The organism is Flavobacterium alvei, from assembly GCF_002920895.1.
Lineage (GTDB): Bacteria > Bacteroidota > Bacteroidia > Flavobacteriales > Flavobacteriaceae > Flavobacterium > Flavobacterium alvei.
Genome location: NZ_PQVG01000001.1, coordinates 569,541 through 586,381 on the forward strand (window position 1 = coordinate 569,541; position 16,841 = coordinate 586,381).

The window sequence follows — 16,841 nt, forward strand, 5'->3', positions numbered from 1 at the left end:
AAAAGTGGGAACTAATTATCCTTTGTTACTCATTGCAGAAAGCATTCCTCCATAAACACTGTTCAATGAAGACAAGTTTGAAGTTAATGATTGCATTTGTTCTTTTAATTTTAAATTGTTTTCAGCCACTTCTTCATTGATTTGAGCATTTCTTGAAGCGCTTTGCAATTGAACTTTGTACAAGCTATTTAAAGATTCCATTTGAGCTGCTGCCAAAGTTAATTCTTCACTATATTTTTGAGTAGATGCAATAGAATCTACAGTTGGCGAAATGGCTTTTGCTGCTGATTCGAAATTTTTAATACTATTTCCTAAACTTGACATTAATTCACCATCAATTTTAGCGTCTTTTAGCATTGCATCCAATTTTTTAGATAACATTCCTTGAGCATCTTCGGTAGGAACTTCAGTTTTTGCTACTTTTTTTCTAGCTTCACCGTTTGCCAATTCTGGATAAACCAATGTCCAATCTAATTCATTTTCTACGGGTTCAAAAGCAGAAAGAGCAAAAATTAAAGCTTCAACTACTAGACCTATGGTAAGCATTAAATTTCCAGTTATAAAACCCCATTCAATGTGGGTAATTTTGAATAAAGCTCCAATAATTACTACTGCTGCTCCCATTCCGTATGCAAAATTCATCTTTTGTTTACTTATCAATGCCATAATCTTTGTTTTTTAGGTTAATTTATTTGAATTTGGTTTTTTTATTTTTTCTTTTTGCTTTTTTCTGTTGACTGTGTTCCCATATAATCCTGAACTGTTCTAAAACCTATAAAACTTCTTGCTGAATCAGCATATTCAAAAGTTCTAGTACCCACTTGAAGGAAATAGGCAACATCTTTCCAAGAACCACCACGAACTACTTTTCGTTTATTTGAAGTGTCAGTATTATTTGGATTCATTGAAGAAACATATTCGTATGCATTAGGATCATAAGCTGATTCTGTCCATTCGGCCACATTTCCTGCCATATTATACAAATTATAACCATTTGGCTCATATGATTTTGCTTCCACAGTATATAATGCTTGATCGGCTGCATAATCACCTCTCATTGGTTTGAAATTTGCTAAGAAGCATCCTCTATCATTTTTAGTATAAGGGCCTCCCCAAGGATAAGTTGCTGATTCTAGGCCACCTCTAGCTGAATATTCCCACTCTGCTTCTGTAGGCAATCTAAAATTATTAATTTGATCGCGACCTTTCTTTTTAGATTTGATATAAGTGTTTTTGTTTAAGGTTCTCCAAGCACAAAATGCTTTAGCTTGAGACCACTTAACACCCACAACTGGATAATCACCATAAGCTTGATGCCAAAAATAATCATTGTGCATTGGCTCATTATAAGAATATGAAAAATCTTTAATCCAAACAGTTGTATCAGGGTAAACTGGCACTAATTCAGTCTTAATAAAATCTTTTCTTTTACCTACTTTAGCTTTTGCTGCAGCTTGAATATCCATCCAAGAATATCTAAATTTCAATTTATCCACATCAATAGTTCTCAATCCGTTATACGAAGCTTCAAGAGGCAAATACATTGAATCCATAACCTCAGTATAATATTCATCTGGATATAATTTAGTATCTTTTATCAGTTTTACTTTGCGGTTGAGTTTTCTTCCAGCATAAGGATCATCATCTGTTCCAATACTATAATAGTTATCATACATATATTTATCATATGCAGTCATTTTAGCTGGATCTTGATCATTGAAAGCAAAATCACCAATGCTACCTGCATTTTTTCCTTTACCTTTTGCGTTTGTAGCACCTGGTTTTATTCCAGATTCATCAGCAAGAATAGCTAAACGAACTCTCATTGTAGAATCTTTTACCCATTCTACAAACTGACGGTATTCTCTGTTGGTTATCTCGGTTTCATCCATATAGAACGAACGAACGGTGACTGTTTTTGTAGTTGCATCCCCAACACCGGCGACATCCTCATCAGATTTTCCCATAATAAAAGAACCTCCAGGAACTAATGTCATTCCATAAGGTTTTTCAGGATGCCATTTTGCACCTTTAGTACCAACTAACTCTCCTTTGTCGGATATTTTGCCACATCCAATTAGCAAGGTTATGATTGCAGCAAAAGCAATAAACTTCTTCATATTAATAGGGGTTGATTATTCATTATTATTAAGCCCGTAAACCTATTTATTATTATTTAATAAAACAATTATTTAGAGTACTATTTATTACATAGCCCAAAACTAAAATTAATTTTAATAAGAAAAAAATATTTTATCGATAAAATTCAAAAATAGACGATAAAAAACACATTTTTTAAAATATTATAAGTTTTGTCCTATAAAATAAATTAGATGAGTTTTGAATTAAGAATTCTTTAGTATTATTTCTTACTACAACAAACAAAAGTTTACACTATATTTTTACGCTGTGCTTTCCACCATCTTTCAGGAATTTCTTGATTACAAGCGCCCAAATACTCTTCATAAGAGCAAGGTAATAACGAGCTTTTCTTTAACTTATTATTGCTTGTTGAAATAAATGGTATTTCTATCCACCATCTATCGGTTTTGTTGCTTTTAAAAAAAACCAACTCTTCCTCAAGTGGAATGATATATTTTATATAATTCTCACGGCTTCCAAAAGGATATTCATTAGAACGATACTGATAACCTTCTATAAAATACCAAATAATTTGAGCAATCAAAACGGATTCTTGTTTAGAATTATTGTGATTAAAGACCCCAAAAAGCGAAACTTTATCACTAATTCCTGCATATCTTGAGAGAGCACAAATCTCTTTGCCACTAAATCCATTAGGAATAAAGGATGTAAAATTGCCCGAAGCTGCCGATTGTACAGATGTCAAATCAAGACTTACCAAATCGGCATCTCTAAAAACCGGTTCTGCTAATGCAATATTATTCGATATTTCACCTAAACGATACCCTTCAAAGAATAATTTGTCTATTAAATCTATTTCTTCTTGTGAATTATTATAAGTTTGATACCCAACATTACTATAATTAAAAAGATTGTTGGGTTCTTCGATAATTATTTTTGTTAAATAAGAGGATGCCGAAATAGATTCACTTTCTTTTCCAAAATCAAATTGACTATCAATTGAAACCAAATTGACCATTTGTTCTAAATCGTCATAAGCTCGGTAAAGTGCATAGGTCAAATCCTGTGAACCACCAATAACAATAGGAATGATTTTCTTTTTGATTAAACTAGAAACTACTTTTCTCAGCGCAAAATGTGTATCTGAAATAGAATTTCCTTCAACAATATCGCCCAAATCAGCAATAGAAGTATTCCAATTTCCTGGAAACAAACCATACAATTCTTTTCGAATGTGTGTTAAATCTACTTCCTGAGTTCGATTGGCATCACCTCTATTTTCTAAAACCCCAATGATTGCAAGACTAACTTGATTCAAATCAGGGAATTCTTCAGCAGTATGAAATACCACCTTGCTTCCCAATTGCTGAGAAGAAAATCCCTTGATAATTTCAAGAATTTCATTGTCTAGAGGTCTGAGAAAATCAAATTCCATATATTATTTCTTTTTTGCGGCTGGTTTTTTGGCGGCTGGTTTTTTGGCGGCTGTAATTTTCTTAGCAGCTACTTTTTTGGCAGGTGTTTTCTTGGCAATCATTTCTTGAGCTTCAGCCAATGTTAAATTTACAGCGTCAAAATCTTTACCTAATTCCACTTTAATCTTTCCTTTGGTCAATTCAAATCTTCCCCATCGCGCCTTTTGAAGTAAAATCCCTTCTGCTTCCCAGTTGTGAATTACCTTGTCGATGTTTTTTTGAATTTTATCTTCGATAATCGTTTCAATATCTTGTTGAGACAAATTATTGAAATTATATTTTGTACTCACATTAATAAAAATACCGCTCCATTTCAAGAAAGGACCAAATCTTCCTGTACCTTTCTGAACATCTTCACCTTTATAAACTGCAACTGGTGCATCGGCAAGTAATTTTTCGTCAATTAATTCTTGCGCTCTATCTAAATCGACACTTAATGGTTCTTCGCCTTTTGGCAGAGAAACAAACAAGGTTCCGAATCGAATAAAAGGGCCGTAACGCCCATTGGAAACTTCTATTTCTTCTCCTTTATAAGTACCCAATTTTTTAGGCAATAAAAACAAATCTAAAACTTCTTCTAAAGATATATTGCCTATGTTTTGCTCTTTCAACAAACTAGCAAATTTTTTCTCCTCATCATCTGCAGCCCCAATTTGTGCCATAGGTCCAAATTTTCCTAAACGAACAGATACTGGTTTTCCAGATGCTGGATCTGTACCTAAAATTCTTTCTCCACTTTCTCTATCAGCATTAGCCTCAACATCTTTTACATTTGGATGAAATTTATCGTAGAATTCCTGCATCATTTTGGCCCATTCGATATTTCCTTCGGCAATTTCGTCAAAATCTTGTTCGACCTTGGCAGTGAAATTATAATCTAAAATATTTCCGAAATTCTTAACCAAGAAATCGGTAACAATGGTTCCAATATCGGTAGGAACCAATTTCCCTTTATCAGAACCCGTATTTTCTTTTAAAACTTTATCCGAAACTGTACCCGATTGCAAAGTCAGTTGGGTATAATTGCGCTCTTGACCTTCAAGATTTCCTTTTTCGACATAATTTCTATTGATAATAGTCGAAATGGTTGGCGCATAAGTCGATGGACGACCAATTCCTAATTCCTCTAATTTTTTTACCAAAGAAGCTTCAGTATATCTAGCGGCAGGACGCGAATATCTTTCGGTAGCGGTAATGTAATTATTTGTCAATTTCTCATTAACTTTCATTACCGGAAGCATTCCTTCTTGCTCTTCTTCATCATCATCGTGACCTTCAAGATACACTTTCAAGAAACCTTCAAAAAGCAAGACTTCACCTGAAGCTGAAAATGGTTCGCCATGATTATTGGCTTCAATTTTTACATTGGTACGTTCCAATTCAGCATCACTCATTTGTGAAGCCAATGTTCTTTTCCAAATCAAATCATACAAACGCGCTTGATCTCTATCAATGTTTACGGTGTGTCGCGACATATCCGTTGGACGAATTGCTTCGTGAGCTTCCTGTGCACCTTTGCTTTTATTGGCAAAAGTTCTTGGTTTCGAGAATTCTTTTCCATAGGATTTGATGATTTCGGCTTGAGCGGCTTCCATCGCCTCTTTTGACAAGTTTACACTGTCAGTTCTCATATAAGTTATAAGCCCAGCTTCGTATAAACGTTGGGCTAATTGCATAGTGATTCCAACTGGCAAATACAATTTCCTAGCAGCTTCTTGTTGCAAAGTCGATGTGGTAAATGGTGCTGTTGGAGATTTCTTGGTTGGTTTTGTCTCAAGGTCTGAAACTTTATAAGTAGAACCGATATTCTTTTTTAAGAAATCTTCGGCTTCTTTTTTAGTATTGAAATTCTTTGGCAGTTTGGCTTTGAATGATTTCCCAGCTTCGTTTGTAAATTCTGCGACAACCGAATAGGAAGCAACGGGATTGAAATTCTGAATTTCTCTTTCTCGCTCAACAATCAACCGAACTGATACTGATTGCACACGTCCTGCCGAAAGTCCTCCTTTCACTTTTCGCCAAAGAACTGGCGATAATTCGTAACCCACTAATCGGTCTAAAACACGGCGTGCTTGTTGCGCATTCACTAAATTATAATCTATTTCTCGTGGATTATCAATTGCTTTTAGAATAGCCGTTTTAGTAATTTCGTGAAAAACAATTCTTTTGGTTTTCTTTTTATCCAGTTTTAATTCTTCGGACAAATGCCAAGAAATAGCCTCCCCTTCTCGATCCTCATCACTTGCTAACCAAACCGTTTCGGCATTTTTGGATAAAGATTTTAGCTTAGAAACCAATGCTTTTTTATCGGCCGAAACTTCGTATTTGGGTTTGAAACCATTTTCTACATCTACTCCAATTTCTTTGGACGGCAAGTCGGCAATATGTCCGTAACTTGACTCGACTTGGAAGTCGCTTCCTAGAAATTTTTCGATTGTTTTTGCCTTTGCAGGGGACTCTACGATAACTAAATTCTTTGCCATAGGTATATTTTTCTGGGACAAAAGTAGAAGAAATTTTTAAATATTGTGCTTTTGCAAATTTTAAAAATAAATATAATCGACAGATTACACAATAGGAACATTCAAAATTTTATTTTTTTTGAAAGATAATTCAATCGAGATTGCAATGCATTTTGCTCTTTTGAAAGTTGGGATTATAATAAGGACTAGAGGATTATTCTAAAATTCTACTCTTGACGTCTTTACTAAAATTTCGACCAATGGGAATTGTATAAGTAAGTATTTGAATTCTATTTCCTTCGATAAATTTCACTTTATCAATGGCAATGGTGTAAGATTTATGAATTCGGATAAAGCGATCTAAAGGCAATTCTTCGGATAATGAAGTCAAGGATTTATGAGTAATATAAGTTTTGTCGGCGGTCACCACCTTTATATATTCTTTCATTCCTTCGATAAAGAGAATTTCATCGATATTTATTTTTACCATTTTTTTATCTACTTTGATAAAAATATGCGAATCTACCTTAACGAGTTCGGTTTTTAGGTTGTTTTTTAAACTAAATTCGGTTGTGATTTTATTTATACATTTTATAAATCGGGGCAACGGAATGGGTTTTACCAGATAATCTAAAACCTCTAAGTCGTAACTCTCTGCGGCAAATTCTCTGAAAGCTGTGGTGATAATTACTTTAGGTTTTTTTTCCATTAAACTAATGAGTTCAAAACCCGTCATCATAGGCATATTGATGTCTAAAAAAACTGTGTCAACTGCATTGTTGTTAATGAAATCCAATGCTTCTAATGAGTTATTAAACGTGCCAACAACTTCAAATTCCGAAAAATTAGTAAAATAATTTTGCAGAACTTTTATTGCCAAAGGTTCATCATCGACCAAAACACATTTAATCTTCATTATATATAGGTATTTGCAAATGGATAATGTAAAAGTTGAATTTTATCTGATGCTCTAAAACAAAATTGTTTTTGAAAATCAATTTCAGTCGCTTTTTAGTATTGGTCAAGCCAATTCCTTTTTTAGTTTTAATACTTGGTGAAAGTACAAAATTATTTATGATTTCAAAATGCAAGAAGTCATCAACAATTTTACAATTTATCTTTATTTTGAGTTTACTGTTGTTGTATCCACCGTGTTTGAAGGCGTTTTCTAATAGTGAAATAAACAATAAAGGAGGAACTTTTGCTTCATCAATATTTGATTCAATATTTATGGCGACTTGCACGTTTTCGAAACGGAGTTTTTCAATTTCGATATAATTTTGAATATAGTCAATTTCTTTGATTAATGGAACAAATTTGGTACCTTCAATATCATACAAAACATATTCCATCAATTTAGACAGTTTTATAATTACATCAGGCACTTTATCTGAAGATTCTAAAGATAAGGCATACAAATTATTTAAAGTATTGAAGAAAAAATGGGGTTGAATTTGATTTTTCAGGTATTTTAATTTGATTTTGAATTGTTCTTCTCTCAAAGCACGATTTCTATCTCTTTCTTTCAACCAAGTTAGTGTTAAATACACAGAAGATGCCATCGCCAAAACATATAATTCGCCAATGCAAACCGCCACAATATGATTGATTTCAAAAGGTTTGTAATCTCTATTAGCTTCTGGCCAAATGTTTTCTGAAATAATATAATAGGTCATTCCAGTTTTCAGCAAATAAACAACCGTCAAACTCAACAGTAAGGCTATAGTATAATGAAAATATTTCTTTTTCAAAACATATCGTGGGACTAGAACAAACAAATTGAAATATACCAAAGGAATATGCAACGCAAATTCAATCATGTTTGACTTAAACGAATAGCCATAATCATTAAAATAAGCCCCCCAACGCAGAAAGTTCAATAAAAAATAAACACCCCAAAACCAAAAATGATTTTGAAGTTTTATTTCGAATTTCATATTCTTTATTTTGCTCACTTAGTAAAGAACTAATTAATGTTTTATCTGATGAATTCCTTTTAAAAAACTTTTACAACATTAAACAATTTGACAATTAAAAAGGCTTTTTACAAATATAAAAAAAAGAAAACATTTTCGAAATACACATCATTGATTAAAAATTGTCGTTGGTTGAATCTTTTCAACAGTTGGGAGAATTTATTTTTTCTGGAATGAACTTACTGTTAAATTTACTACGTAACTGGCTTTAACCAATAAAAATAAAACAAATTTGAATTAGTACGTTTAAAGGTCTGAGTGTTTTTTACTTCAACCTTTTATAAAAATTTATCCTTTAAATTAGTAAAAAAATAAAAGATGAAAACTGCATTAGAAATCAAACCTGACATTAGCTATAAAAGCCCTGGTAAATTTGAAGAAACCCGATTTGAAAAAATTCATAACGAAATTTTCAAAAGTTCAGCCGAAGCTTCTATTATTGTTGCTCAGGAAATAGCACAACTAATCAGATCCAAACAAGCCAAAAACAAAACTTGTGTTTTAGGTTTAGCAACAGGTTCTTCACCTATCAAAGTGTATGAAGAATTGGTCCGAATGCACAAAGAAGACGGACTTAGTTTTAGCAATGTCATCACTTTTAATTTGGATGAATATTATCCAATGACAAAAGAAAACAATCAAAGCTATTTTTATTTCATGCACCAGCATCTTTTCAATCACATCGATATTGATCCTGAGAATATCAACATCCCAGACGGAACAGTGGCTCTCGATGAATTGAACCAATATTGTATTGATTATGAAATGAAAATTAAAAATGCAGGCGGACTTGATTTTCAATTATTAGGAATCGGTCGAACTGGTCACGTGGGTTTCAATGAGCCGGGTTCTCACATCAATTCGGGAACCAGAATCATCACTTTGGATCACATTACCAGAGTAGATGCTTCTTTCGATTTTAATGGCATTGACAGCGTTCCCAAAAGAGCAGTTACTATGGGCGTTTCAACTATTCTTCGATCCAAAAGAATTGTATTGATGGCTTGGGGTCAAAACAAAGCCGAGATTATCAAAAGAACCATTCAAGGCGATATTAGCTCTGAAGTTCCAGCCACATTTTTGCAAAATCACAACAACACCACTTTTGTTTTAGACCAATCGGCAGCTACTGAATTAACTCGATACAAAACCCCTTGGCTTGTTGGCGAATGCATTTGGACACAAGAATTAAAAAGTAAAGCAATTGTTTGGCTTTGCCAAAAAACCAATCAATCTATCTTGAAATTGACCGATAGAGATTACAACAACAACGGAATGTCAGATCTTTTGGCTTCTGGTGGTTCAGCTTATGATTTAAATATCAATATGTTCAACGTTTTGCAACACACCATCACTGGATGGCCAGGCGGAAAACCCAACACCGACGACAGCAACAGACCCGAAAGAGCTAATCCTGCTAAAAAAAGAGTAATCCTTTTTAGCCCGCATCCAGATGATGATGTGATTTCGATGGGAGGAACTTTTTCAAAATTAATCAAGCAAGGCCACGATGTTCACGTTGTGTATCAAACTTCTGGAAACATCGCCGTAACAGATGATGAAGCCTTAAAATTTGCCGAAGTTTGCAATGATTTTGTTGGAGATAACCACAGCAAAATAAATTTTCAAGCCACAATAGATTTTCTAAACAACAAATCTGAAAATCAAGTCGATTCTTTAGACGTTCGAAAACTAAAAGGATTAATTAGAAGACGAGAATCCTACGCTGCGGTCAGATACATCGGTCTAAAAGACGAGAACATTCATTTCTTAGACCTGCCTTTTTATGAAACTGGTGAAGTTAAGAAAAACCCAATTGGAGATGAAGACATTTCTCTTGTAGCAGCCATTATCGACAAAATAAAACCTCATCAAATATTTGCCGCAGGAGATCTAGCCGATCCACACGGAACTCACGAAGTTTGTTTGAACACCATTTTTGCAGCTCTAAAAAGTCTAAAATCAAAACCCTATATGGATGAATGTTGGTTGTGGTTATATCGAGGCGCTTGGCACGAATGGGATATTCACGACATTGACATGGCAGTTCCATTAAGTCCAGACGAAGTAACCATCAAACGACATGCTATTTTGTTCCATCAATCTCAAAAAGATCGAGTGATGTTTCTAGGAAGTGATCCAAGAGAATTTTGGGTTAGAGCCGAAGATCGAAACAAAAAAACAGCAAAACTCTATGACGATTTAGGACTTGCTGAATACGAAGCTATCGAAGCCTTCAAACGTTTTGATTATTAAAATCCAATCAAAAAATAAGCACCCAAAATAATGAAATACATTTTTATCGTATTACTATCGACAATTTTAGCCAACGCTCAGGTCAAAACCGATGACTTAAATCTAATGCCTTGGCCACAATCCATTAGTGTAACCAATGGAACTTTTGCTTTAACCAAAAATTTCAAAGTGAATATTACTGGAAATCCAAACCCGCGAATTTTTGCAAGAACTACACAGTTTTTGGGAAGATTAGACGGCAGAACAGGGCTGTTTTTCAATCAAGGGTTTGTGACCAAAATCAATGAATTCCCTTCTGCACAATTGCAAATCAACTGTACTCAAAGCGGAAAAATTGGAATAAATGAAGACGAAAGCTATCAATTAGAAATTAAATCCGATAAAATAATCATCAACGCCACTTCTGATTTAGGAGCGATGCATGCTTTAGAAACGGTATTGCAATTGCTTCAAAACAATAGTAATTCCTATTATTTTCCAACTGTTTCTATTTCAGATTTTCCTAGGTTTACTTGGCGAGGATTGATGATTGATGCCGCCAGACATTTTCAACCCATTGATGTTATCAAAAGAAATTTAGATGCGATGGCGGCCATGAAAATGAATGTTTTTCATTGGCACCTTACCGATGACCAAGGCTGGAGAATCGAATTGAAAAACCATCCTAAGCTAATCCAATTGGCATCTGACGGCAATTATTACACCCAAGAAGAAATAAAAAACATTGTGAAATATGCTGACGAAAGAGGAATTCTTGTCGTTCCAGAAATTGACGTTCCGGGTCACGCCTCAGCAATACTCACAGCTTATCCCGAAGTAGGAAGTAAATTAAATCCCGATAAAAACACCTATGCTATCGAGAGAAATTCAGGAATTTTTACACCAACATTAGACCCTTCGAATCCAAAAACGTATCAATTATTAAGTGAAATTTTCGACGAAGTTTGTCCGTTGTTTTCAGGAAATTATTTCCATATTGGTGGCGACGAAAACGAAGGAAAAGATTGGGATTCGAATCCAAAAATTCAGGAATTCAAGAAAAAAAACAAGTTAGAAACCAATCACGAATTACAAACCTATTTCACCATGCAATTGATTCCAATGCTGAAAAAACACAACAAAACATTGATGGGTTGGGAAGAAATTAGAACCAAAAACCTATCTAAAGATGCCATAATTCATTCTTGGAAAGGAACAAATGAAGGAGTGCCAACGGATCAATCGCTTACAAATACAATAAAAGAGGGCTATAAAACCGTTTTATCAAATGGCTATTATATTGATTTAATGTTGCCTGTAGAATCTCATTATTTGAATGATCCAATGCCCAAAAACACCATTCTTACTGCCGAAGAAAAAGCAAGGATTTTGGGTGGAGAAGCCCCAATGTGGAGCGAATTGGTTACTCCAACCACCATAGATTCTAGAATTTGGCCACGAACAGCAGCCATCGCCGAGCGATTTTGGTCGGATGAAAAGGTTACTGATATGGCTAGCTTACGCAAAAGAATGAACGCTGTTTCTTTGCAATTAGAAGAACTAGGAATCACTCATATTAGAAATAAAGAAGTGCTTTTGCGAAACATCAGCAACAATCAAACGAATACTGCTTTGGAGGATTTTTCAAATATTTGTGAACCTCTAAAACTATATACCCGAAACAGCGAAGGCACAGAATACAAAACTTATTCTCCTTTCACCCTATTTGCCGATGCTTGCACAGCTGACGCCAAAAATGCTTTGGTTTTTAATGAAGCCGTAAATAATTATATGAAAAATAAAAACTCAGAAAACCAGATTTTGGTAACTGATTATTTGAAAAAATGGATTAATGTCAATACTAAATTGGTCGAATTGAGCTCCAATGCACCACTTATTCAACCCCTTTTGCCCCTATCAAAAAGTCTAAGTGATTTGTCACAACAACTGCTTTTAAAAATAGAAAAAAAACAAACTGTAAATCCAACCGCAGTGAAAGATTTACTAGAAAAATGCAATTCAAAAAATCACGCCGATGTTGAGTTGGCAGTATATAACAGCCTTAAAAAATTAGTTTCGGCTGAATAAAAATAATATTAAAAATAGTTTAGTTGATTGAGTATTAATTGGTTTTATTTAAAGTGAAATATTATTTTCTATCATTTTCGGTAAAATGGTAGTTTCAAAATAATATTTCAAACCTTGCAACCCTTTCGGAGTTTTGAACTTTGAAAGGGTTTGGTTTTAAAATCATCATTTCGTCAATAAATTTCCAACTGCATACAATGGAATAATTTTTATTTTTTCCATATCAGAAAAATTCTCTAATGATAATCGTATTCCAAAGTCTAATTTTTTTTCTTCCAAAAACAAATACAAACTTTGCATACTGCCTTTAGTGCCAGATTTCACCTCAATTGGAATAATTTTATCTTGTTTTTGAATTACATAATCCACTTCGGCTTGGCTGTTTTTTGCTTCCCTTTGCCAATAATACAGTTGTGTTTTTTCGTAGCAAGAGCTATTCTTTATCAATTCTAAACCTACGTGCAACTCAGCAATATTTCCTTTATTGACACTGTTAAAGTCATCTTCAATAAGCAATTGTGCAATATTTAAACCTTGAATTCTTTGAAATATCCCTGTATCAAAAATTAAAATTTTTCTTTTTTTAGAATTGATTTCCGCTCCAAGGGGAATACCATTACTAGCTGAGTGTGTAACAAAATAAACTAATCCAGCCATTTCTAAAAGAACCAAAGTCTCTTTAATTTGAGCGTTATTTAATGTCGCATTGGGATAAGAATAACCGAACTTAGTTCCAACTTGCAATACTACTGCGTCAAAAACCTCTCTGATTCTGATGGGCAAAACTCGAACTTTATATTTTGCAAAATCCGCCTGAATTGAAAGTATCAAATCGTCTAAAACTCGCTGAACTTCTAACATATCGCCATTGGCAATATACGTTTTTACAGCTTCCGGCATTCCTCCAATAATCAAAAACTTCTTCAAATAGGTTTTTAACTTTTGATGAAAAATTTCAGGAAATGGATTTGCTGTTGTTGCTTTATTCAAGGCTTCAATCAAACTATTTTCATTATTTGCTAACAAAAACTCTTCGAAGAAAAGTGGATACATAAAAATGGAGCGAACTCTTCCAACTCCAAAAGACGGAATTTCGGACAAAGCAAATTCCAACAATGAACCCGCAGCAATAAGATGTAAATTGGGCATTTTTTCATAAAAATACCGCAAAGAAGAAATTGCAGGAATACAAGATTGAATTTCATCAAAAAATAATAATGTCTCTCCTTCAACAATTGGCGTGTTCGAAATTACAGAAAGCTGTTCGCAAATAGCGGCTGGATTCAATCCGTTTTCAAAAACAGAGGCATAAATTGGATCCGCATCAAAATTGATCTCTACAAAATACTTGAAATGCTTTGCCAAATTTCGCACACTCGAAGATTTACCAACTTGCCTTGCTCCTCTTATTATCAAGGGCTTTCGACTTGGTAATTGCTTCCAGTTTTCTAATTCAATATCCACTTTTCTTTTCAAATACATTTCGAAATAATAAAAATCCAAGGCAATAATACAATAAAAATCACAAAAATCCAAATCAATATGAGTCCTGTTTTAATAAAAATCCAAATCAATGTCTTTTATCCAATTCATTTATGCGAGTATTTCAAACACTATAAAACGACTTTGAAACTACTCCAAAAAAAAAAAAGGAATATAAATCCTCTTGCTCCCGATAGCTCAATGTCATTAAGTTAAGGGATTTTATCGATGCTTTTGTCATTCTGACGAAGGAAGAATCTCAATCAACGTGAGCAACTAACGCGAGATTCTTCCTTCGTCAGAATGGCAAATAAACCTTAACTTAATGACATTGCCTGATAGCTATCGGGACTCTCCAAACTTTACGATAACTCCATAGTGTTGACGGCAGGTACTCGATTCCGTTCAACAGGAGTTTCATTGTTCGTGCTGCGCACGCAACGAAACTCTAGCTGTTAGGCACAGTATTTTTTATAATCGTTCTTTAAAAATTCCATAATTAGAGAACAAATTTGATTTCATTTTCGTTTTAGGAGTTAAAAAATATGTCTTATTAGATAATATTTCATTTGTCTTTTTCGACAATATTAAATCTTCAATGTCAATTGATATAATTTCGAAATTCTTATTTTGTCTTATTACTATGTTTTTCTTTTTAAGTTTTAAACTATCAAGATGTTCAGGCTCCATACTTTTTATATCATTTAAATTATAGAAAATTATGCTATCTCTTGTTTCTTTAAAATTTTCAAACTCGAATGTTCCTAGACCACTACTTCTTTTTGAAAAACCTTCGTATTGATATATTTTTGTTTTTATCTCAATTTCTTCTTCTGTTTCACTTATATTATTCAACGGAGTAAATATCTCTTTTACTTTTTTATCTATGTTTTCATAATCTGGTTCTTCACAATCGACACCTTGTATATGTTTTTTACTTGGAATATTTTCAAGATATGAGAAAGGTAAATTTTTGGAAATATCTACTTCAAAATTTTCTGTTGAATCTAATAATATATAACCAAAAGCGTGTGAATCTCTTCCACCCCAAGCATCGTATTTATACAATATTTTTGAAGTTCCTTCTATTTTTTGACAATAAAGACTTGTTTCCCAATCTCCAATTCCACAACTATTAAACAAAAATGTCAACGATGATAAAAGAATTAAATTTTTTACGTATTTCATATAATTTCAGTCGTTTACGTTTTGGTTGTGTAATATTGTGCCTAACGTACCGGCCGATTGGGCGAAGTTACTGATTTTTTAGTAACGTAGTTGGCGGTACTACTCCAATATTTTTCAATATAATTATTTTTTCTTACAAATAATCAAAAGGACTTTTTATTTGTTGAGTACATTTCGAATTTTCAGGAGTAAAAAAATAATAGTGAATGGAAACACATTAATCTTTAGCTCCTTGATAAAATACTGTTAATTCTTCGGCTGACATCTTGTCATATTCATTCAAATAATTGTACCTTTGCATCCTTAATAAAATCACACTTTTGAAAGTGACTATGGAAAAGATTATTGACGAAAACAAGCAAGGCGAAAGTCTTATTTTAGATTACAAACCTGAAAATACCAAGAAACTCTTTATAGAAAGTTACGGCTGTGCGATGAATTTTTCGGATAGCGAAATCGTAGCTTCCATCCTATCCTCAAACGGATACAACACCACACAAATCCTTGAAGAAGCTGATTTAGTTTTGGTTAATACCTGTTCGATTCGCGACAAAGCAGAACAAACTATTAGAAAACGGTTGGAAAAATACAATGCCGTCAAACGAACTAATCCGAAGATGAAAGTAGGTGTTTTGGGCTGTATGGCAGAACGTTTGAAAAGCCAGTTTCTCGAAGAAGAAAAAATTGTCGACCTCGTTGTTGGCCCAGATGCCTACAAAGATTTACCGAATTTATTATCCGAAGTCGAAGACGGTCGCGATGCTATCAATGTGATTTTGTCGAAAGAAGAAACCTATGGTGATATTTCTCCCGTTCGATTGAATTCGAATGGCGTTTCAGCTTTTGTTTCCATCACGCGTGGTTGCGATAATATGTGTACTTTTTGCGTAGTGCCTTTTACTCGAGGGCGCGAACGTAGCCGTGAGCCGCAAAGTATTATGAAGGAAATTCAGGATTTGTGGGACAAAGGTTTTAAAGAAATTACACTTCTAGGACAAAATGTGGACAGCTATCTTTGGTATGGTGGCGGACTGAAAAAAGATTTCGTTAACGCTTCTGATATACAAAAAGCAACTTCAGTTGACTTCGATCAATTACTCGAAATGGTCGCCGTTGGTTTTCCAAAAATGCGCATCCGATTTTCGACTTCCAATCCTCAGGATATGCACGAAAGTGTGTTGCACGTTATTGCAAAATATCCGAATATTTGCAACCATATTCATTTACCTGTTCAATCCGGCAGCGACAGAATTCTAAAGGAAATGAACCGTTTGCACACTCGCGAAGAATATATGACTTTGATTGATAAAATCAGAACTATCATTCCGGATTGTTCCGTTACTCAAGACCTTATTTCAGGTTTTCCAACTGAAACCGAAGAGGATCATCAAGATACTTTGAGTTTAATGGAACACGTAAAATACAGTTTTGGTTATATGTATGCCTACTCCGAACGTCCAGGAACATTGGCCGAACGCAAAATGGAAGACGATGTTCCTGAACCAACAAAATTGAGGCGATTGCAAGAAATTGTCGATTTGCAAAGAAATCACAGTGCTTTTAGAACACAGGAATTCGTTGGACAAACCGTAGAAGTTTTAATAGAAAAAGCGTCCAAAAAATCGGAGAAAGATTGGTCTGGAAGAAATTCACAAAGTATTGTTGTGGTGTTTCCAAAAGAAAATTACAAGATTGGTGATTTTGTAAATGTAAAAATCACCAATTGCACCAGTGGAACTTTAATTGGAGAAGCTGTTGGATATTCTGAAATGAATTAAGTTATTTTCTTACCACAAATTACACAAATTTTCACAAATTTTAACTTCAAAAAA

11 protein-coding genes are annotated in these 16,841 nt (G+C 33.9%); 3 read left to right on the forward strand and 8 right to left on the reverse strand.

Translation table 11 applies throughout. The features are described from left to right. Positions 1–15: 15 nt before the first annotated feature. The 6 genes from porL to C3L50_RS02365 form a co-directional block, all read right to left on the reverse strand. A complete protein-coding gene (porL, locus tag C3L50_RS02340) occupies positions 16–666 on the reverse strand; it encodes a type IX secretion system motor protein PorL/GldL (RefSeq protein ID WP_103804518.1) in 651 nt (216 codons plus the stop codon). A 41-nt stretch (positions 667–707) separates the two neighbouring features. Next, positions 708–2,120, reverse strand: a complete 1,413-nt coding sequence (porK, locus tag C3L50_RS02345; protein ID WP_103804519.1) for a T9SS ring complex lipoprotein PorK/GldK — start codon at positions 2,118–2,120, stop codon at positions 708–710. Positions 2,121–2,389: 269 nt separating this feature from the next. Next, on the reverse strand, positions 2,390–3,538 hold the full coding sequence (locus tag C3L50_RS02350) for a formimidoylglutamase (protein ID WP_103804520.1): 1,149 nt from the start codon (positions 3,536–3,538) through the stop codon (positions 2,390–2,392). Between the two features lie 3 nt (positions 3,539–3,541). Next, positions 3,542–6,061 (reverse strand): type I DNA topoisomerase, encoded by a 2,520-nt coding sequence (gene topA, locus C3L50_RS02355; RefSeq protein WP_103804521.1) that lies wholly within the window; start codon positions 6,059–6,061, stop codon positions 3,542–3,544. Between the two features lie 193 nt (positions 6,062–6,254). Then, positions 6,255–6,956: a LytR/AlgR family response regulator transcription factor gene (locus tag C3L50_RS02360; protein ID WP_103804522.1), complete on the reverse strand. Its 702-nt coding sequence runs from the start codon at positions 6,954–6,956 to the stop codon at positions 6,255–6,257. Continuing rightward, a complete protein-coding gene (locus tag C3L50_RS02365; protein WP_243400317.1) occupies positions 6,946–7,977 on the reverse strand; it encodes a sensor histidine kinase in 1,032 nt (343 codons plus the stop codon). Before C3L50_RS02365 ends, C3L50_RS02360 begins: the two co-directional genes overlap by 11 nt. A gap of 357 nt (positions 7,978–8,334) precedes the next feature. On the opposite strand from C3L50_RS02365, the gene nagB reads away from it, so the two are divergent. Both nagB and C3L50_RS02375 read left to right on the forward strand, forming a co-directional pair. Further along, entirely contained in the window at positions 8,335–10,272 is a 1,938-nt protein-coding gene (nagB, locus tag C3L50_RS02370) for a glucosamine-6-phosphate deaminase (protein ID WP_103804524.1), read from the forward strand. Positions 10,273–10,302: 30 nt separating this feature from the next. Then, complete coding sequence (locus tag C3L50_RS02375; protein WP_103804525.1) at positions 10,303–12,339, forward strand: beta-N-acetylhexosaminidase; 2,037 nt, start codon at positions 10,303–10,305, stop codon at positions 12,337–12,339. Between the two features lie 165 nt (positions 12,340–12,504). Here C3L50_RS02375 and C3L50_RS02380 read toward each other — a convergent pair whose 3' ends face one another. Further along, positions 12,505–13,821: an ATP-binding protein gene (locus C3L50_RS02380; RefSeq protein ID WP_103804676.1), complete on the reverse strand. Its 1,317-nt coding sequence runs from the start codon at positions 13,819–13,821 to the stop codon at positions 12,505–12,507. 471 nt (positions 13,822–14,292) lie between these two features. Continuing rightward, the gene (locus C3L50_RS02385; RefSeq protein WP_103804526.1) at positions 14,293–15,009 is read right to left on the reverse strand and encodes a hypothetical protein; all 717 of its coding nucleotides are present in this window, start codon (positions 15,007–15,009) and stop codon (positions 14,293–14,295) included. Between the two features lie 332 nt (positions 15,010–15,341). On the opposite strand from C3L50_RS02385, the gene miaB reads away from it, so the two are divergent. Further along, a complete protein-coding gene (gene miaB / locus C3L50_RS02390; protein ID WP_103804527.1) occupies positions 15,342–16,787 on the forward strand; it encodes a tRNA (N6-isopentenyl adenosine(37)-C2)-methylthiotransferase MiaB in 1,446 nt (481 codons plus the stop codon). Positions 16,788–16,841 lie beyond the last annotated feature (54 nt).

Bases quoted from the DNA above. Each gene is read 5' to 3' on its own strand.
- miaB (WP_103804527.1), top strand. From the start codon at position 15,342: ATGGAAAAGATTATTGACGAAAACAAGCAAGGCGAAAGTCTTATTTTA.
- nagB (WP_103804524.1), top strand. From the start codon at position 8,335: ATGAAAACTGCATTAGAAATCAAACCTGACATTAGCTATAAAAGCCCT.
- C3L50_RS02360 (WP_103804522.1), bottom strand. From the start codon at position 6,956: ATGAAGATTAAATGTGTTTTGGTCGATGATGAACCTTTGGCAATAAAA.
- porK (WP_103804519.1), bottom strand. From the start codon at position 2,120: ATGAAGAAGTTTATTGCTTTTGCTGCAATCATAACCTTGCTAATTGGA.
- topA (WP_103804521.1), bottom strand. From the start codon at position 6,061: ATGGCAAAGAATTTAGTTATCGTAGAGTCCCCTGCAAAGGCAAAAACA.
- C3L50_RS02375 (WP_103804525.1), top strand. From the start codon at position 10,303: ATGAAATACATTTTTATCGTATTACTATCGACAATTTTAGCCAACGCT.
- C3L50_RS02365 (WP_243400317.1), bottom strand. From the start codon at position 7,977: ATGAAATTCGAAATAAAACTTCAAAATCATTTTTGGTTTTGGGGTGTT.
- C3L50_RS02380 (WP_103804676.1), bottom strand. From the start codon at position 13,821: ATGTATTTGAAAAGAAAAGTGGATATTGAATTAGAAAACTGGAAGCAA.
- porL (WP_103804518.1), bottom strand. From the start codon at position 666: ATGGCATTGATAAGTAAACAAAAGATGAATTTTGCATACGGAATGGGA.
- C3L50_RS02350 (WP_103804520.1), bottom strand. From the start codon at position 3,538: ATGGAATTTGATTTTCTCAGACCTCTAGACAATGAAATTCTTGAAATT.
- C3L50_RS02385 (WP_103804526.1), bottom strand. From the start codon at position 15,009: ATGAAATACGTAAAAAATTTAATTCTTTTATCATCGTTGACATTTTTG.